This is a genomic window from Aeromonas sp. 604282 (assembly GCF_049170575.1).
In the GTDB taxonomy this organism is placed as follows: domain Bacteria; phylum Pseudomonadota; class Gammaproteobacteria; order Enterobacterales; family Aeromonadaceae; genus Aeromonas; species Aeromonas veronii_A.
The window spans coordinates 1-19,271 of sequence record NZ_JAAKMV010000011.1; the positions used below are offsets into that span (position 1 = coordinate 1).

Below are 19,271 nucleotides of genomic sequence, written 5' to 3' on the forward strand. Positions count from 1 at the left end.
GAACTCAGAAGTGAAACGCGGTAGCGCCGATGGTAGTGTGGCATTCGCCATGCGAGAGTAGGACACTGCCAGGCACCCAATACAAGAAACCCCGCTCATCGAGCGGGGTTTTTTATTGCCTGCAATTCAGCAAATAGCCTGATAATTGACCGTTCATTCTCTCTTCTCCGCCGTTTCTCTGTTTTCCCTCCCCGATTTTCTCCGGTTATGCCATCGCCGCTGGCTCTGGTTGCCGTTATAATGGCCGCCCTCAAGCAAGGTGGTGGTATGAAAGCGGAATATCTACAGCGATTCGGGGGCATTGCCCGTCTTTATGGTCAGAACGCCTTGCGTTCCTTTAGCCAGGCCAAGGTCTGTGTGGTGGGGATCGGCGGCGTAGGCTCCTGGGTGGCCGAGGCGCTGGCCCGTGCCGGTATCAACCAGATCACCCTGATCGACATGGACGATATCTGCATCACCAACACCAATCGCCAGATCCACGCCATGCAGGGGACTGTTGGTCGCCTCAAAACCGAGGTGATGGCTGAGCGCATTCGCGGCATCAATCCGGATTGCGAAGTGATCGAGGTGGACGATTTCGTCACCGCCGACAACCTGGCCGAGCATATCAAGCGAGAGTTTGACTATGTGGTGGACGCCATCGATTCGGTCAAGGCCAAGGTGGCGCTGATTGCCTTCTGCAAGCGTAACAAGATCCCGGTGATTGTGGCGGGTGGTGCTGGCGGGCAGATGGATCCGACCCAGATCACTGTGGCCGATCTGGCCAAGACTATTCAAGACCCGTTGGCGGCCAAGGTGCGTTCCGATCTGCGCCGATTGCACAACTTCAGCAAGAATCCGGCGCGCAAATTCGGGGTGGAGTGTGTCTTCTCAACCGAGCAGCTGAGCTATCCGGATGGCAATGGTGGCACTTGCCAGGCCAAGGCAGCCAGCGATGGCACTATGAAGATGGATTGCGCCTCCGGTTTTGGCGCCGTGACGCCGGTGACGGCAACCTTTGGGCTGGTTGCCGCGTCCCGGGTATTGAAGAAGATTGCCGAGCGGGGCGCCCGCGCCGAGAAAGAGGCAGGGAATGAAAACGCCGGGTCGATTGGCGAAGCCTAATCGACCACTGAACAAGGCGGGTTAGACTGCCTGCTCCCGGATCGCCAGCACGATCGCTCTGAGCCCGTTACCTCGTGACGGGCTCAAGTGTTTCTCAAGTCCCAGTTCGGTGAAATACCCTTCCATATCAAATGCCTGGATCGCCGCAGACGATTGGTGGTTGAGTGCCGCCAGCACGATGACGATGAGGCCACGCACGATGCGAGCATCGGAATCACAGGCAAAGTGCCAGCAGCCATCCTCGCTTTGTTCTCCCTTCAGCCAAGCCTGGCTTTCACACCCCTTGAGGCGGAACTCCTCCTGCTGCCATTCGCCGGGTAGCGCTGGCAGCTGCTTGCCGAGCTGGATGATGAGCCGATACTGGTTCTCCCAGCCGTGGGCGGCGGCAAACTGCTGGCGGATGGTGTCGGCGTTGGGCTCAAGGCCAATCTGGGTATAGCTTGCGAGGTCACTCATTCGGTTGTCTGCCTTAGAAGAAGTCACTGAGTTTGTGCAGAGCGGCCAGCAGGGCGTCGATATCATCCCGATTGTTGTAGCAGGCCAAGGAGGCGCGCAGGGTACCGCCGATCCCGAGCGATTCCATCAGCGGCATGGCGCAGTGATGGCCGACTCGCAGGGCGATCCCCTGCATATCGAGCAGGGTGGCGGCATCTTGCGGGTGGATATCCTCCAGCAGGAACGAGACCGCACCGGCGCGCTGGTCGGGTTCGCCGATTAGGCGCAGCCCCGGCACCTGTTGCAGGCCTGCGACCAGATAGTTGGTCAGCGCCTCTTCATGCTTGGCTAATGAGCTCCGGTCTTGCGCCATCACAAAGTCGATGGCGGTGGCGAGGCCGATAGCGCCAGCGATATGGGGAGTGCCCGCCTCGAACTTGAAGGGCAGGGTATTGAATGTGGTGCCGCTGAAACTGACCCGATCGATCATCTCGCCACCGGCTTGCCAGGGTGGCATCCGCTCCAGTAGCTCGGTGCGGCCCCACAACACACCGATGCCGGTCGGGCCATAGAGCTTGTGGCCGGAGAAGGCGTAGAAGTCGCAACCGATGGCTTGCACATCCACCTCGAGATGAGCCGCCGCCTGGGCGCCGTCGATCAGGGTAAGAGCGCCGACTGCCTTGGCCGCTGCCACCATCTCTTTGACTGGATTGACGGTACCGAGGGCATTGGATACGTGGGCCACGCTCACCAGCCGGGTGCGTGGCCCCAGCATGGCGTGATAGGCGGCCAGATCGAGATCGCCCCGCTCATCGAGGGGGATAACCCGGATGACTGCGCCGGTGCCCTGGGCGACCAGCTGCCACGGGACTATGTTGGCGTGGTGCTCCAGGGTGCTGAGGATGATTTCATCCCCCGCCTTGAGCTCGCTCATCCCCCAGCTCTGGGCAACCAAGTTGATCGCTTCCGTGGTGCCGCGGGTCCAGATCACCTCGCGAGAGTAAGGCGCATTGATAAAGCGGGCGACCGTTTCGCGGGCGGCCTCGAAGGCGCGGGTTGCGCGACCACTCAGAGCGTGGGCGGCGCGGTGCACGTTGGCGTTGTCGGCCCCATAGTAGTGAGCGATGGCATCCAGTACCGCTTGCGGCTTCTGGGTGGTGGCGGCGTTATCCAGATAGACCAGAGGGTGGCTGTTTACCACCTGCGCCAAGGCCGGAAACTGGCTGCGCAGTTGGTCGTGCTGTTGCTGATTCATGCTCCCCCTCATCATCCGGAAAAAGTCATCATCTCGAAAGGTCGGCCATGATCCTGAAAATAGCGCCCGAAAACAAGGCGCGATAAGCCGGAATGGCGGTTGCCTGCCATGCAGCAGGTACGGCTCGTCGGGTGATTTCTGGTACAATGCCGCCCCTCATCATAAGCCAAGAGATCCGGCCCATGAAGCTCAACCCCAATCAGAACGAAGCGGTCAAGTATGTTTCCGGCCCTTGCCTGGTGCTGGCGGGTGCCGGATCGGGCAAGACCCGCGTCATCACCAACAAGATTGCCTATCTGGTGCAACAGTGTGGTTACAACGCGCGCAACATCGCCGCAGTTACCTTTACCAACAAGGCGGCACGGGAGATGAAGGAGCGGGTTGGCCAGACTTTGGGCCGCAAGGAAGCGCGGGGGCTGATGGTCTCCACCTTTCATACTCTGGGGCTCGAGATCATCCGCCGGGAGCACAAGAGCCTGAATCTCAAGGCGAACTTCTCCCTGTTCGACGACACCGATCAGCTGGCGCTGCTGAAAGAATTGACTGAAGACGAGCTAGACAACGACAAGGACAAGCTCTCGGCCCTCATTACCCAGATCTCCAACTGGAAGAACGACCTTATTCTGCCTGCCCGCGCGATGCGTATTGCTCGCGGGCCGGACGAGGTGTTGATGGCTCAGCTCTATGAGCGTTATCACCGCCAGATGGTGGCCTATAACGCGCTGGATTTTGACGACCTCATCGTGATGCCGACCCTGCTGCTCAAGAGCAATCAGGAGGTGCGCGAGCGCTGGCAGAACAAGATCCGCTATCTGCTGGTCGATGAATACCAGGACACCAATACCAGCCAGTACGAGCTGGTGAAGCAGATCGTCGGCGAGCGGGCCCGTTTTACCGTGGTGGGGGACGACGACCAGTCCATCTACTCGTGGCGCGGTGCCAAGCCGCAGAATCTGGTGCTGCTGAGCGAGGATTTCCCCAGTCTCAAGCTGATCAAGCTGGAGCAGAACTACCGCTCCAAGCGGCGTATCCTCAAGTGCGCCAACATCCTGATCGCCAACAACCCGCACGTCTATGACAAGGCGCTCTTCTCCGAGCTTGATGAGGGGGTGAAGCTCAAGGTGCTGTTCGCCAAGAACGAGGAGCACGAAGCGGAGCGGATCGCCGCCGAGATGATGGGCCACAAGTTTATGAACCGCACCCGGTTCAAGGATTACGCCATCCTCTATCGGGGCAACCATCAGTCGCGCATCTTCGAGAAGGCGTTGATGACCAACCGGATTCCTTATCGCATCTCCGGCGGCACCTCGTTCTTCTCCCGCACCGAGATCAAGGACATCATGGCCTACCTCAAGCTGCTGGTGAATCCGGATGAGGACACCGCCTTCCTGCGGGTGGTCAACCTGCCGCGTCGCGAGATCGGCCCCACCACCCTCGAAAAGCTTGGCCAATACGCCAACCAGCGCGGTAAGAGTCTGTTTGCTGCCAGCTTCGAGCTGGGGCTCGAGCAGCACCTCTCCGGGCGGGGCCTCACTGCATTACAGGCCTTTACCAACTGGCTGGTTCGCCTTGGCGATCAAGCGCTGCGCGGCAATCCGGTGGAGGCGGTGCGGGACATGATCAAGGAGATCCACTACGAAGAGTGGCTATACGAGACCTCCCCCAGCCCGAAAGCGGCCGAAATGCGGATGCAGAACGTCTCCACCCTCTATCGCTGGATCACCGAGATGCTGGAAGGGGATGAGCTGGAGGAGTCGATGACGCTGGCTCAGGTGGTCACTCGACTCACCCTGCGCGATATGATGGAGCGCAATGAGGGGGAAGACGATGCCGATCAGGTGCAGTTGATGACCTTGCATGCCTCCAAGGGGCTGGAGTTCCCCTATGTCTACATGGTGGGGATGGAGGAGGGTTTGTTGCCTCACCAGACCAGTATCGACGAGGATAACGTGGAGGAGGAGCGGCGTCTCGCCTACGTGGGTATCACTCGTGCTCAGACCGAGCTTACCTTCACCCTCTGCAAGGAGCGACGCCAGTTTGGCGAGTCGGTACGGCCAGAGCCGAGCCGCTTCCTGCTGGAGCTGCCGCAGGACGATCTGGAGTGGGAAAACCAGAGGAAGGTGACTGCCGAGGAGCGCCAGCAGAAGGGGCAGGTCGGTGTTGCCAACCTGCGGGCGCTGTTCAAGAAGGATTAACGTTAAGGATTGGCCGGGGTAAGCAGCGGCACTATGTCTGCTCCCGGCATCGGGGGAGAGATATAGCGCCCTTGCCCCATCCGGCAGCCAATATCGATTAGCTTCTGCAACTGCTGCTGGTTCTCGATCCCCTCGACTACAAGGGTGTAATCGAGATCCTGACAGATATCCCGCATGGCGCGGATCAGAGCCAAATCTTTGGGCGATTGCAGCATCCGCTGGGTAAAGCTGTCATCCACCTTGATGTAATCTACCGGGAAGTGGAACAGGGCGTTGAGGGAGGAGAAGCCGGTACCAAAGTCGTCCAGGCTGATCTGAATGCCCTTGGCACGCAGTTCATGCAGGGAGGCTAGCGCATCGGAATCCTGGCGTGATAGCTCCCGTTCATTGAATTCAAAGATCAGATAGCCAGGTGCTATCCCTTCCTCATCGATAATGTCCACCAACCGCATGATGTGTTCATGGTTGACCAGATGTTTGCCGGAGAGGTTGATGGCGACCTTGAACTTGCTCTGGCCCGAGATTGGCAGCCACACTTTCAGTTGCTGGCAGGTGTGGCGCAGGATCTGATAATCCAGCTCCAGAATAAGGCCACACTGTTCCGCCAGCGGAATAAAGTCGAATGCATCCTTGAGAATGCCCTCTTCGGTCAGCCAGCGCGCCATTACCTCCAGCCCGGTCAGACGGCTATCCTGTAGCCTGATAACTGGCTGGTAGTAGGGGACGATGCGTCCTTCCCGCAGAGCCCGAGCCAGCATCTCTTCCGGCGAGTTCCAGTTTTGATGAACACAATCCTCTGAATAGCTGACGATGCGGCTACGGCCATTACGTTTGGCCTGGTACATGGCCAGATCGGCCTGATGGAGCAACTGGCTGATATCCGATGTCTGTTCGGACACACTCGATACCCCCAGGCTGACGGTAATACTCAGCTCATTGCCGAGCAGCCGGAACGGATAGGAGAGACGGCTGATGATACGGTTGAGCACCGGGCTGATGTCATCTTCATGTTTGCTGCTATCAAGATAAATGACGAACTCGTCGCCCCCCAATCTGGCCACCATATCGTTTTGCCGGATGCAGGTCTGCAGGCGGCGGCTCACCTCTTTGAGCAGTTGATCGCCGGCACTGTGGCCCAGGGTGTCATTAATCTGCTTGAAGTGATCCACATCGATGAAGATCACTGCAAATCCCGGCGACTTGTAGCGGTTGTAGTGGGTCATGGCTTGATTAAGGTGGTTCATCAGCAGTGCCCGATTCGGTAGCTGGGTCAACGGATCATGCAGGGCATCAAATTGCAGCCTGCGCTCCAGCTCCTGATGCTGCTTGAGCTGCTTTTGCAGCCGAAGATTGGTCTGGCGTAGTTGCTGCAAGCGCTGGTTGATGGAGTCTTCACTATTGATGTCGTTGAGCTGCTGGCGGATCCGCCTCAGCTCCAGCAGCAGGGTCAGCTGACCACGCAGGAAGTCGAGAAAGAGCTTGTCGTCTGTCTCCAGCGGTTGCGCTGTGCTGATGATGAAGTGGGCGAAGTACTGTTGTTGCAGCCGTAGCGGCATGCTGTACCAGTCTATCGCCTCTCTGTTCACCTCGATATTGCTGGTGCTGTGGCACAAACTGCTGATGAATTCATCGCTTTGGCGAGGATGTACTGGATAGGTCTTCTCAAGAGCATGGCTGTGGACCCTGACTAGCAGCATATCCTCGATGGCAAGCATCTGGCGCAGCACAGCCTCCAGCTGGGAGAAGAGCGCCTGACCGGGCAAGGTGTTGGCGAGCCGCATGATGCGGCTGATGCTTTCAATTTTCTTTTTCCAGTTCGGGTCTTTGCGGATCAGGGGTGAAGGCAACTCGGTGAGATGGGAGCCCGCCTGGGTTTCGGTCAGCCGCTTGGAGAGACACTCCAGTAGCAGGCGCAGGGTCGGCAGGTCGGCTGGGGTACCGCGCGCCAGCAGCCACTGTATCTGACCATGCTCGATGGGGAAGACGCACCAACCTTCGGCTTCGTCCAACTGGGTGAGCTGATCGGTGATGCGGGACTGCTCCCGGCCCAGCTGTTGCTTGAAGATATCACTGACTTTGTAGGCGTAAAGCCAGTTAAGGCCGGTATCGGAGAGTCCCAGCATGCCGAAGTGTTGCAGCGGGCAGAGTTGGTCAATCTGCTGGATCAGGGCGTCGTAATCGTCAGACGTGGCGGTTTGTGGCGCCGGGAAGTCCATAATGGCAGAAACCAACGCCAACAGAGGAGTTGAGTAGTGGGGTTCGATTAATTGGGACGACATGTGCAACTCCCGATATGTCTACCTTACAAGAGTAGTCGGAAGCCGATAGATTGAAAGGGCCGCAATTGCGGCCCTTTCAAACACTTACAGCTTGTCGATCATGTAGTGGATGGCGTTTTCAATCTCTTCATCACTACAGTTTGCACAAGTGCCGCGTGGAGGCATCATGCCGGACTTGCCGGTAAAGCCTTCAATGGCATGTTTCTTGAGAGTATCAATACCCTGGGCGATACGAGGCTCCCAGGCGGCCTTGTCACCCCGTTTGGGGGCACCAGCGGCACCGGTGTCGTGACAGGCAAAGCAGGCACCCTTGAACACCGTCTCGCCATCGCGTGGGCCGGAAGAGGCGGTTGCCGCAGGAGCCGCACTCGCGCCGGCGATACCTTCCAGATCCTTGGCGGTATAGACCTGACCGATCGGTTTTATCCGCTCGGCAATGGCTTCCGGTGACATCTCATCGGCAGCAAGTACTGCCCCAGACAAGCTGGCGGCCGTCATCCCGACAGCCAGCAAATAGCTCAGTTTTTTCAACACGCTCATATACTCCCAGCAGTCTTTTATTATCCATGTAAACGACGGGATTATAACCGAATAGTTACAGCCATTTAAACGCTTGTGTGTGAAGTGTTAAACACTCTGCGTGCAAAGTTTCTCCTTAATCAGGTCCGTTCAATCGTTGCTGATAAAAAGAAACCCGGCGGATGCCGGGTTTCTTGCATATATGGGCTGAAAGTCGTTATTTGTCCCAGCTGAGGATCACCTTGCCGGAGTGGCCGGAGCGCATCGCATCGAACCCCTGCTGGAATTCGTCGATGTGGAATCTGTGGGTGATGATGGGGGAGAGATCCAGCCCGGACTGGATCAGACTGGCCATTTTGTACCAGGTTTCGAACATCTCTCGGCCATAGATCCCTTTGATAAACAGCCCCTTGAAGATCACCTTGTTCCAGTCGATGGCCATGGTGGAGGGGGGAATGCCGAGCATGGCGATCTTGCCGCCGTGGTTCATCTTGTCGAGCATCTCCTGGAAGGCGCTCGGGACGCCGGACATCTCCAGCCCCACATCGAACCCTTCGGTCATGCCCAGCTCGCTCATCACGTCTGCCAGCTTCTCCTTGGCCACGTTGACCGCGCGGGTGGCGCCCATCTTGCGGGCCAGCTCCAGCCGGTATTCGTTGACGTCGGTGATCACCACGTGGCGCGCACCCACATGGCGGCAGACGGCGGCGGCCATGATGCCGATAGGGCCCGCCCCGGTGATGAGCACATCTTCACCCACCAGATCGAAGGAGAGGGCGGTGTGCACCGCATTGCCGAACGGGTCGAAGATGGCGGCCAGCTCGTCCGGGATATTGTCCGGCAGCTTGAAGGCATTGAACGCGGGGATCACCAGATATTCGGCAAAGGCACCCGGGCGATTGACACCAACACCAATGGTGTTACGGCACAGGTGAGTCCGCCCGGCGCGGCAGTTGCGGCAGTGGCCACAGGTGATGTGACCTTCACCGGAGACCCGATCGCCGATGGCGAAGCCTCGCACCTCCTGACCGATGGCGACCACTTCGCCGACATATTCGTGGCCGACCACCATGGGTACCGGAATGGTCTTCTGGGACCACTCGTCCCAGTTGTAGATATGGATATCGGTGCCGCAGATAGCGGTTTTGCGGATCTTGATCAGCAGGTCGTTGTGGCCGAGCTCGGGAGCCGGCACATCCGTCATCCAGATGCCGACCTCTTTGTGCAGTTTGGAGAGTGCTTTCATGGCTGTTCCTTCAATATGAATGCAGAAAAAAGGGGCTGCAGCCCCTTGATTCAAATCAGATAACGCCGAGTTCACGGCCGATGCGGATAAAGGCGTCGATCGCCTTGTCCAGTTGCTCGCGGGTATGGGCGGCAGACATCTGGGTGCGAATGCGCGCCTGACCCTTGGGCACGACCGGGAAGGAGAAGCCCACCACATAGATGCCGGCTGCCAGCATGCGGCTTGCCATTTCGGAGGCCAGTTTGGCATCCCCCAGCATCACCGGAATGATGGCGTGGTCTGCGCCAGCCAGAGTGAAGCCTGCGGCGCTCATCCGCTCGCGGAAGTAACGGCTGTTCTCTTTCAGACGTGCGCGCAGGTCGTGACCTTCCGCCAGCATGTCGATCACCTTGATGGTGGCGGCAACGATGGAGGGGGCCAGCGAGTTGGAGAAGAGGTAGGGGCGGGAGCGCTGACGCAGCCAGTCGATCACCTCTTTCTTGCCGGAGGTATAGCCGCCGGATGCGCCGCCGAGCGCCTTGCCCAGGGTGCCGGTGATGATGTCGACCCGATCCATCACGCCGCAATATTCGTGGGTGCCGCGACCGTTTTCGCCGATAAAGCCGACGGCGTGGGAGTCATCCACCATCACTAGCGCATCGTATTTGTCGGCCAGATCGCAGATGGATTTGAGGTCGGCGATGACGCCATCCATGGAGAAGACACCGTCGGTGGCGATCAGCTTGAAGCGGGCGCCGTCGGCGTCAGCCTGCTTGAGCTGGGCTTCCAGCTCGGCCATGTCGTTGTTGGCATAGCGATAACGCTTGGCCTTGCACAGCCGCACGCCGTCGATGATGGAGGCGTGGTTGAGGGCATCGGAGATGATGGCATCTTCGGCACCGAACAGGGTCTCGAACAGACCGCCATTGGCATCGAAACAGGAGGAGTAGAGGATGGTGTCTTCGGTGCCGAGGAAGGCAGACATCTTCTGCTCCAGCGCTTTATGCTGGTCCTGGGTGCCGCAGATGAAGCGCACCGAGGCCATGCCGAAGCCGTGGCTGTCGAGTCCCTGATGGGCGGCAGCGATCAGATCCGGGTGGTTGGCCAGCCCAAGATAGTTGTTGGCACAGAAGTTCAGTACCTGCTCACCGCCGACGGCGATGCTGGCCTGTTGGGCGGAGGTGATTATGCGCTCCTGCTTGTACAACCCTTCAGCTTGCACCTGGTTCAGTTGCTCGGTCAGGTGACGATAGAATCCGTTAGACATCCTCGATCCTTATTGGCTATTTCAGCTGCGTATCAACAGAGGGCGACATTTTACTGCAATCTGTTGCGGTAAATTCAAATGATTGTGCTGATATTCAACAAATGTGAAACAGATCTCACACAGCTGGTTGGGCCAGCTGGCGGTAGTGCTGCTCCAGCTGCTGGATCTGTCCGGCTACCTGGGGTTGCACATAGGGGCGCAGCAGGAACAGCACCTTCAACACGCCTTGATAGAGCAGCGGCTTGGTGATGCGGGTGTTGGGGGCCTGGGCAATCTGGAACGGGATCCAGCAGGTCACCACCATCTTGATGGTCTGGCCCAGATCCGGCAGGTCTTCATCGCTGACATCGATAATGCCCCCTTCGCGCAGGCTTCTGAGCAGCGCGACCACGGAAGAACGCATCTGCTCCTGGGCCTTGAGGTACTTCTGTTGCAGCGGTTCGTCACGGCTCAGGATGTCCGGCAGATTGGCGTAGAAGAAGCGGAACTGCCACATCAGATAGAAGATGGCATCCAGATAGCCCATCAGATCTTGCAGGGTGATTTCGCGGTTGCGGGTCGGGACGAAGCTCTCGCTCAGGTGGCGGGCATACTGGTCGAAGATGGAGTGGATGATGTCTTCTTTATTGCGGAAGTGGTAGTAGAGGTTGCCTGGGCTGATGCCCATGTGCGCCGCAATGTGGTTGGTGGTGATGTTGCGTTCACCCTGATCGTTGAACAGCTCGGTCGCGCTGTGAATGATCCTGTCTCTGGTTTTCATCACTCATTCCTCCAACAGGTTCCGCTCGGGGCAGTTTTGAACAAGGTCGAATCCCCGGACGGCCCGTGATAAACTTTTCGGCAATTTCAAATTGGCTCACTATACACAGCTTTAACAAGCAGTCACATGTAGCCATCAACGTACGAGAGGCAAACTCCATGATCGTAGTAACTGGCGGTGCTGGCTTTATCGGCAGCAATCTGGTCAAGCAGCTGAACGCTCAAGGACGGACCGATATCGTGGTCATTGATGACCTGACCGACGGCACCAAGTTCGTCAACCTGGTCGATCTGACCATCGCTGACTACATGGACAAAGACGAGTTTCAGGCGCGCATCGTCTCCGGTGACGAGTTTGAAGAGTGGGACAACGGCATCGAGGTGATATTCCACGAAGGTGCGTGCTCTGCCACCACCGAGTGGAACGGCAAGTTCATCATGGAGGTCAACTACGAGTACTCCAAGGATCTGTTCCACTACTGCATCGAGCGTGAAATCCCGTTCATCTACGCCTCTTCTGCCGCGACCTACGGTGGCCGTAACGACAACTTCATCGAAGATCCCAAGTTCGAACAGCCACTCAACGTCTACGGCTACTCCAAGCAGCTGTTTGACCAGTATGTGCGCCGCTGGATGCCGGAGATCAACTCTCAGGTCGTTGGCCTCAAGTACTTCAACGTCTACGGCCCGCGCGAGCAGCACAAAGGTTCCATGGCTTCCGTTGCCTTCCACCTCAATACCCAGGTGAAGAAGGGCGAGAATCCCAAGCTGTTTGAAGGTTGCGATGGCTTCCCGAACGGTGGTCAGATGCGTGACTTCATCTATATCGACGACGTCTGCAAGGTAAACCTCTGGTTCTGGCAGAATCCGCAGCACTCCGGCATCTTCAACTGCGGTACCGGCCGTGCCGAGCCGTTCCAGAACGTGGCCGAAGCGGTGATCAAGCATCATCAGAAGGGGGCCATCGAGTACATTCCCTTCCCAGATCACCTCAAGGGCCGCTATCAGAGCTTCACCCAGGCTGACATGACCAAGCTTCGCAGCGTGGGTTATGACGCCGAGTTCAAAACCGTTGCCGAAGGGGTAGCGGATTACATGGCCTGGCTCAACCGGGCTTAATTATTCGCTCTTGCGGAATGGCCGCCAATCAGGCGGCTTTTTCATTATTTTCTATGTGGTAAGCATGAAGAAAAAAGTTTTATTTATAATGGAAACATTGGGCGGAGGAGGCGCCGAAAAGGTCCTTATTGAAACGCTTAAGCGTTTGGATTTTAGTAAGTACGCTATAACTTTGCTTTTATTGAGGCGTGAGGGTGTATATTTATCTCAGGTCCCCAAAAATGTAACAGTAAAATTTCTGTTGCCGACCGAACCATCGGGGTGGTTTCAGCGGAAAATTTTATTTTCTATTAAAAAACGTTGGTGGAATTTTGTTGTCAATACCAAATGCTTGGCCAGTTTCATATTTAGCGAACGATATGATGTCGGTGTGGCATTTTTGGAAGGCAATAGCTCGCTGTTGTTATCCCACCTGAATGCGATTGTACGAAAAATAGCGTGGGTCCATATAGACTTGATATGTCATCAAATTCTTCCCAGGAAAGTTGAACGAAAAGTTTATAAGGAAATGGATGAGATTGTTTGTGTCTCTAAAGGTGCACAAGATGCATTATTGAATTTGTATCCTGAGGTGAAATCATATACTCATGTGGTTTATAACCCTGTTGATATCGATGGCATAATGCAGAAGAGTCATGAGCCTATTACGAGTGAAGGGAAAATAAAAGTTATTGCTATTGGACGGTTATGCAATGCCCAAAAAGGATTCGATATATTACTTTCTGCTCATAAGATAAATATTGATGCCGGAGCTAATTATCACCTTACTATTTTAGGGGAGGGTGATGATAGAGCGGGGCTCGAGTTATTTATAAAAAACAATAATATTGGTAGCAGTACAAGTTTACTTGGATTCAAAGAAAATCCATATCCATTTCTTGCTGCTAGTGATCTATTTGTCATGTCTTCATACTATGAGGGTTATCCAGTTGTACTCGTTGAGGCGATGACGTTGGGAAAGGCCATTGTGTCAACAGATTGTACTGGACCTAATGAAGCTCTTGATGGTGGAAAATATGGTGTTCTTGTTCCTGTCGGGGATGAACATGCGCTGGCATTGGCAATACGCCAAATGGTTGAAAATAAAAAGATGCTATCAACATATAGTTCCTTATCGAAGGAGCGAGCCAAGATTTTCAATCTGCGGGAGAGTATGAGACAGATCGAGCAGTTATTGGATGGTGAGAGCAAACACTCTTCCCATTGTGTGATATGTTCGGGTATTTTTGGCGGAGGGCGCACAGGATGAATATATTGATGGCACTCTCCCAGCTCGAGGTAACGGGAGCTGAGGTCTATGCCACTACGGTCGGTAACGAACTGACTCGGCGTGGTCACAATGTTTTTTACGTTTCAGACACCCTGACCAAACCGACTCTTGGCCCCGTCTTCACGCTGAGATTCAACAAACGCAGCATTCTGCGACGCTTCTGGCACGTCTTTTACCTTATATACCTCATCAAGAAACACCATATTCAGTTGGTGCATGCTCACTCCCGCGCCTCCGGCTGGAGCAGTTATGTGGCTTGCAAGTTGACTGGCACCCCGATGATTACCACGGTGCATGGTCGCCAGCCGGTGCACGCTTCGCGTAAAGCCTTCCATGCTCTCGGCTATCGGGCGGTTGCCGTTTGTGAGGATATTGCCCATCAGATAGTCGACAATCTGGGGGTCGATCCCGCGATCGTGCAGGTGCTGCGCAACGGTATCGAAACCGACAAATTCCAGCCTGTGCCTGCGCCGGACAACCCAAAGCCGGTGATCGCCATCATTGGGCGCCTGAGCGGCCCCAAAGGGGAGCTCTGTTACCGCCTGCTCGACGAAGTGCTTGATCTGGATGCCTGTCGGGTGCGGATTGTCAGCGGTACCAAGGTGCCGGAGCGCTTTGCCCGTTTCGAAGGTCGCGCCGAGTTTGTCGGTTATGTCGATGATGTGCCCGCTCTGCTGGCGAGTTGCGATCTGGTGATTGGTGCCGGTCGGGTGGCGATGGAAGCACTGCTCTGTGGTCGGCCCGCCTTTGCCATTGGTGAAGCCAGGGCAATCGGTCTGGTGACTGAACAGAATCTGGATGAAGCGCTGGCTAGCAACTTCGGTGACATTGGACCCAAGGATCTGGCCATTGATTTTGCGGCCCTGAAGGGAGAGATCGCATCTGCTCTGGCCAGCAAGACGGTGCCGGAAGTCATTCGCCAACGCATTCAGGATGAGTATGGCTTGCAGGGGGTAGTATCTGGCCTCGAAACCATCTATCAGGATGCCGTAGTCGAAACCCTGCGCCGGGAGATGCCGATCATCATGTACCACCGCTTTATCGCGCAGGATAGCGAGAAAGGAGTGCACGGCACCTGGATGCCGATCGGCATGTTCGAGAAGCATCTGCGACTGATGAAGTGGCTAGGCTACGAAACCCTGACTTTCCGCGATTTGGCGGACAAAGGTTTCATCCACCGTCTGCAATACGGCAAGAAGTACCTGATGATCACTGCCGATGACGGCTATCAGGACAACCTGACCCGCATGCTGCCGCTGCTGGAAAAATATGGTTATAAAGCCGTGGTGTACGTGGTTACCGGTGAAGGCTATAACCGTTGGGATGTGGAGCATCCGACCAATCCGGATACCAAGGTTTCATTGATGAGTGGTGAGCAGGTCAAGGCGCTGGCTGCCAGCGGTCATGTGGAAATTGGTGGTCATACTCTGACTCACCCCCGTTTGAGCAAGCTCACCCCCGAACAACAAGCCCATGAAATTCAGGAGAATAAACGCCAACTGGAGGCCCTGCTTGGCCATCCGCTGCTCTCATTTGCCTACCCTTACGGAGATATGAACGAGAGTGCCAAGGAGCAGGCTATCGCCGCCGGGTATCGTTTTGCTGTCGCTACCAATAGTGGCCCCAAAGCAATGCACCAGGACCCTTTTAAGATCCGCCGGATTGCCATCTTCCCACGTACTGATGTATTCGGGTTGTGGCGCAAGATCCGCGGGAATTATGTATTCAGGAAGTAATCAATGTCATCTGCCATGAGCGTCTTGTTCGAACGCCTGACCACTATATTATTTTCCACAACATTAGCATTTACTTTTTGTGGTCTTTTCCTATTGCCAAATGGAAAGAGTATCCTTGCTAATTTATTGGTAATCTCGATCGTGATCGGATTCATTAATCTTATCATATGGAGAAAATGGGATATAGGGTTAAAAGATCGTCGCATATTATGGCTATTTCTTGGATATGCCGGATTCATCTTTATTAACCGTATTATACATGGTGATCAGTATGGTGTGATGCGTAGTCTGGTGTATGTCGTTTTATTTGGTTTTTTGGTTCCTAGAAAAGAAATTGTTATAAAAATCAGCCAATACGCCATCATTATTGGTGGGATTAGTATGGGGTGTATAAGCCTATGGCAGCAATATCAAGGGGCGTCTAGGGTTGATGGATTTACCAATGCAATTCTATTTTCACAGGCATCTTTGGTTATTGCTTTATTGGCTTGGGGATTATGCAAAGAGATATATCTCCCAAGATGGGAGAAAGGGGCAGCATTATTGTCTATTTTGATGGCTCTTTACAGTCTCTATGCTTCGCAGAGCCGTGGTGTTTGGCTGGCATTTATAGCCGTTATTGGGTTGATTGTGCTTATCAAATCGATAAAAAAGCCGCTCAAATATTTCATCTTTTTGATTATGTTGTTGAGTGGCTGCACTGCGTTTTACCACCACAGCAATGTGCTGCAAGCACGGGTTCAGGCCAGTATTTCTGATCTCAAGAACGCAGAGGCAGGTTCTTATGGAACCTCTTGGGGGCTGCGTCTGGTAGCCTGGCAAGGGGCGTGGCAAGGTTTTCTCTCCGCTCCCATTTTTGGGGTGGGTACGGATGGGTTTGATGCCATAAAAAAATCATTAGTCGCATCTGGAGTTAGCTCTCCTTTATTACTACATCCGTCTTTAGCTCATTCTCACAATCAATATATGCAAAACTTGATTATTCGTGGTGCTGTTGGTGGTGTAGCAATTTTATTATTTTTGGGACTTCCCATATGGTGGGCTGCAAAGCTCTGGGGTGTAACTTCAATTGCAGTGTTACTACCAATTTCTTTAGCCATTGATGGTTTGAGTGATGTTCCTTTTGAGCATCAAAACATATTGTTTCTCTACACATTGGGGTTATTATTTATCTGGCTCCAGAATCAAGATAATAGAGGTGTTAGATGATTCCTATTTTTGTTATTAGTTTATTGCGCAGCCATGATCGGCGCTTAGCTATTGAAAAGCAAATGGCTCACTTGGGATTATCTTTTACATTTTGGGACGCTGTAGATGGAAAACAGCTAAGCGATGCGGACCTAGCTAATGTTGATATTAATTTGGCAGAGCAACTTTGTGGCCATTCACTAAGCTTGGGGGAGGTTGGTTGTGCACTAAGCCATATTAAATTATATGAGATGATGGTGAGTAAGAAAATCGAAAAAGCCATTATATTAGAAGATGACATATATCTTCATATGCATTTCAAAAGTATCATTGATGTGGCATTACAGAAAATGTCTTCGGATATAATATTTATCCATCATGGGAAGGCAAAGAAATGGCCTTGGACGCGAAAGCTACCTGAGGGATACCGCTTGGCAAGTTATTGTCGGCCTAGTAAAAAATCAAATAGAGGTATTATATCCACAGCTGGATATATTTTATCCTTAAATGGTGCTCGTAAACTTTTACAGCATGCTTACCCAGTTAGAATGCCTGCGGATTATCTTACTGGCCGCTTGCAGTGGAATAAATTGAGTGCGGCTGGCGTAGAACCTTGCTGTCTGGATGTAGGCCTATTTCAGTCTACTATTGATGACAGGAATTATGGTCAGCATATAGAAAAATAATGGAGGTGATGACTGTGATTAAATCCTTGCAGTTTTGGAGGGATATGCTTCGCCGTAAGCTAGGGATCCTGCTATTTGATCGTAGCCCATCGGCGACTTCGTCATCAAATGGTGTCACTGTTTTTGTCCGATGGGATGCAAAGCTTGGTGATGCAATCGTCTCCTCTTGGGTGGCACGGGAGATTAAAAATAAATTTCCAAATAGGAAGGTTTACGTTATCACAACCCCCACAATGGCCCCGCTGTTCAGAGATTTTTTTAATTTTGACTGTGTTTTTGAAATACCAAAGAGAGCTAGCTATATAGAGCTAAAAAAGTTGGCCAAAGAGTTGGGTAACGTGGACTACCTCGTGCATTTTAGCCAAAAAATGAAGATGAAAGATCTTTATTTTGTTTCTAAAGTTGGCAGCAAACATGTAGCCGGGGTTGATGATGAGCTTGATTGTATTAATCTCAAGCTGGGTCAAAAAACGGCTGGGATGCACTTTTCAACAAAATTTAAGGTACTGTTGGAGCATATGGGTGTGGTTAACCCAGACACTAGCTATATTGTGCCTTATATCGAAGATTATGAAGATAGGGTCGAGTCTTGGTGGCCAAGTAATAAAACTTTGTGTTTCAATCCATATGGTAGCGGTACATCCCGTTGTTTCAGTATTGAGAAAACTATAGAGCTAGTCAACACAATGTTGGATTCATCAGACTATAATATTTGTCTATTATATCCACCGGGGCGTGAGAAGGACGTTAAATATATCATGTCTCGTGTTTGTGAGCCGACCAGGGTCGTTATTGACCATCATAGCCCATCCTTGGCTGCGCTTTTTGCACAGGTAAGGCATTGTGCCGGCATGGTGTCTGTAGATACAGCCACAGTGCATATAGCAACAGGTTTGAATAAACCGGTTCTTGGTATTTACAATGAAAATTTTGGGATGCCAGAAAATGTAGAGTGGCATCCAAACAATCCTCGCTCAAGTATTATCTATGCAGAAACAAAGTCTGGACAACAAGATGTGAATTATATAAATATTGCGGAATTTAGAGCGGTATTTGAAAAATGGTCTGCTGATTATCTCTAGAGAGTTGGGGAATACCCCAACTCTTGCTCATAGCGATATAAATTTCCTAGTTACACTTCCACTAGAAAAAAGTCGATAACTGTCTGGATTAACAATTGTTCTTTTATTATCAACAACTTTAATTGCCATAGCCAGTCCATTGATATCTTCTAGCGGTATTAGAAACTTATCAAGTGGTAACGTCAATATTTCAGCAGGTCCAGATGGACAATCTACGCTGATAACTGGTGTGTGGCAGATAAGTGCTTCAATAAGCACTGTTGGCAGCCCTTCAGCATCGGATGTCAGGATAAGTGCCTGCGCAGCTTTGATATAGGGATATGGATTCTTCTGAAAGTCGATTATCTTCACCTGGTTGGCAAGATTCATCTCCGCGATCATGGCTTCAATGTGAGGACGTCGCTCCCCTTTGCCCATCAGGACGAGTGGCGTATCAACGCCACTTAGCTGATATGCCTGCAAGAGGCGATCGTGGCGTTTCCGCTCTTCGAAGGTGCCGACATGGATAAAGTACTTGTCGAATGGCTTGCTGAAAGGCTCATTAGCCAACGCCTGAATTTTCTCGATATCAAACGGATTGTATATAACCTGACACGATTTTGGTGTGGCTTTTACATTTTGTAAAATGTCGTCCACGATGCCACGAGATACGCAGATCAGTTTCTTGCCATTATAGAAACGCTTGAATTTTTCATATCCTTTGGCATTGTCTTTGGCAAAGCCGGTGACATTTCCGTGTATCCAGTAATAAATATTCAGTGTATCAGGCAGGTGTCTGGTAATTTTGTCACATGAGCATGAGATAATTACGTCAGGCGAGATCTCTTTGACTTTTTTCAAGATCAGAGATGCTTGTATTTTTTCAACCGCAACATTGGATATGGCTTTAGTCAGCTTTGTGACAATGCCAAGATTAATCGGGTGAATGTTGTCAGGTAGCGTATGGTCTATTTTTTCCCGCAAGGTAAACAAGGTAACATCGACACCTGCATCTTTTAGCAAGGATGCGGTATTGAGCAGAACCTTTTCCGCACCACCACCATACAAGTCTTCAACAATGAATAAAAACTTTTTAACTGGTGGGGTCATAACTGCTCCGCGGGTCTCATAACTGACTGGTAAATCTACTAAAAATGTGAATCGTAAACGAGC

16 protein-coding genes are annotated in these 19,271 nt (G+C 53.0%); 8 read left to right on the forward strand and 8 right to left on the reverse strand.

All coding sequences use genetic code 11. The features are described from left to right. Window positions 1-267 precede the first annotated feature (267 nt). Window positions 268-1,104, forward strand: coding sequence for a tRNA cyclic N6-threonylcarbamoyladenosine(37) synthase TcdA (gene tcdA / locus G5367_RS13515; protein ID WP_421244436.1), 837 nt, complete (start codon window positions 268-270; stop codon window positions 1,102-1,104). 21 nt (window positions 1,105-1,125) lie between these two features. Here tcdA and G5367_RS13520 read toward each other — a convergent pair whose 3' ends face one another. Together G5367_RS13520 and G5367_RS13525 are read right to left on the reverse strand one after the other, a co-directional pair. Beyond that, complete coding sequence (locus G5367_RS13520; RefSeq protein WP_201948443.1) at window positions 1,126-1,560, reverse strand: SufE family protein; 435 nt, start codon at window positions 1,558-1,560, stop codon at window positions 1,126-1,128. 13 nt (window positions 1,561-1,573) lie between these two features. Next, window positions 1,574-2,794: a cysteine desulfurase gene (locus tag G5367_RS13525; RefSeq protein WP_421244437.1), complete on the reverse strand. Its 1,221-nt coding sequence runs from the start codon at window positions 2,792-2,794 to the stop codon at window positions 1,574-1,576. Window positions 2,795-2,976: 182 nt separating this feature from the next. On the opposite strand from G5367_RS13525, the gene rep reads away from it, so the two are divergent. Then, complete coding sequence (rep, locus tag G5367_RS13530) at window positions 2,977-4,989, forward strand: DNA helicase Rep (RefSeq protein WP_421244438.1); 2,013 nt, start codon at window positions 2,977-2,979, stop codon at window positions 4,987-4,989. 2 nt (window positions 4,990-4,991) lie between these two features. Here rep and G5367_RS13535 read toward each other — a convergent pair whose 3' ends face one another. From G5367_RS13535 to G5367_RS13555, 5 genes are all read right to left on the reverse strand, one after another. Further along, window positions 4,992-7,268, reverse strand: a complete 2,277-nt coding sequence (locus G5367_RS13535) for a putative bifunctional diguanylate cyclase/phosphodiesterase (protein WP_421244439.1) — start codon at window positions 7,266-7,268, stop codon at window positions 4,992-4,994. A gap of 84 nt (window positions 7,269-7,352) precedes the next feature. After that, entirely contained in the window at window positions 7,353-7,808 is a 456-nt protein-coding gene (locus tag G5367_RS13540; RefSeq protein ID WP_236348940.1) for a c-type cytochrome, read from the reverse strand. Window positions 7,809-8,004: 196 nt separating this feature from the next. Then, window positions 8,005-9,033, reverse strand: coding sequence for an L-threonine 3-dehydrogenase (gene tdh, locus G5367_RS13545; RefSeq protein WP_005340852.1), 1,029 nt, complete (start codon window positions 9,031-9,033; stop codon window positions 8,005-8,007). Between the two features lie 55 nt (window positions 9,034-9,088). After that, complete coding sequence (locus G5367_RS13550; protein WP_005342487.1) at window positions 9,089-10,279, reverse strand: glycine C-acetyltransferase; 1,191 nt, start codon at window positions 10,277-10,279, stop codon at window positions 9,089-9,091. A 115-nt stretch (window positions 10,280-10,394) separates the two neighbouring features. Further along, a complete protein-coding gene (locus tag G5367_RS13555; RefSeq protein WP_421244440.1) occupies window positions 10,395-11,039 on the reverse strand; it encodes a TetR/AcrR family transcriptional regulator in 645 nt (214 codons plus the stop codon). A gap of 158 nt (window positions 11,040-11,197) precedes the next feature. On the opposite strand from G5367_RS13555, the gene rfaD reads away from it, so the two are divergent. The 6 genes from rfaD (at window position 11,198) to G5367_RS13585 (ending at window position 18,119) form a co-directional block, all read left to right on the forward strand. Continuing rightward, window positions 11,198-12,157: an ADP-glyceromanno-heptose 6-epimerase gene (gene rfaD / locus G5367_RS13560; protein WP_021230709.1), complete on the forward strand. Its 960-nt coding sequence runs from the start codon at window positions 11,198-11,200 to the stop codon at window positions 12,155-12,157. A 64-nt stretch (window positions 12,158-12,221) separates the two neighbouring features. Continuing rightward, window positions 12,222-13,406 (forward strand): glycosyltransferase, encoded by a 1,185-nt coding sequence (locus G5367_RS13565; RefSeq protein ID WP_421244441.1) that lies wholly within the window; start codon window positions 12,222-12,224, stop codon window positions 13,404-13,406. After that, entirely contained in the window at window positions 13,403-15,163 is a 1,761-nt protein-coding gene (locus G5367_RS13570) for a polysaccharide deacetylase family protein (protein WP_421244442.1), read from the forward strand. Before G5367_RS13565 ends, G5367_RS13570 begins: the two co-directional genes overlap by 4 nt. A gap of 3 nt (window positions 15,164-15,166) precedes the next feature. After that, window positions 15,167-16,372: an O-antigen ligase family protein gene (locus tag G5367_RS13575; protein WP_199416621.1), complete on the forward strand. Its 1,206-nt coding sequence runs from the start codon at window positions 15,167-15,169 to the stop codon at window positions 16,370-16,372. After that, a complete protein-coding gene (locus tag G5367_RS13580) occupies window positions 16,369-17,037 on the forward strand; it encodes a glycosyltransferase family 25 protein (protein ID WP_216979751.1) in 669 nt (222 codons plus the stop codon). The genes G5367_RS13575 and G5367_RS13580 overlap by 4 nt, the downstream gene beginning before the upstream one ends. An 8-nt stretch (window positions 17,038-17,045) precedes the next feature. Next, window positions 17,046-18,119 (forward strand): glycosyltransferase family 9 protein, encoded by a 1,074-nt coding sequence (locus G5367_RS13585; RefSeq protein WP_199416619.1) that lies wholly within the window; start codon window positions 17,046-17,048, stop codon window positions 18,117-18,119. 27 nt (window positions 18,120-18,146) lie between these two features. On the opposite strand, the gene G5367_RS13590 is transcribed toward G5367_RS13585, so the two are convergent. Then, window positions 18,147-19,208, reverse strand: coding sequence for a glycosyltransferase (locus G5367_RS13590; RefSeq protein ID WP_199416618.1), 1,062 nt, complete (start codon window positions 19,206-19,208; stop codon window positions 18,147-18,149). Window positions 19,209-19,271 lie beyond the last annotated feature (63 nt).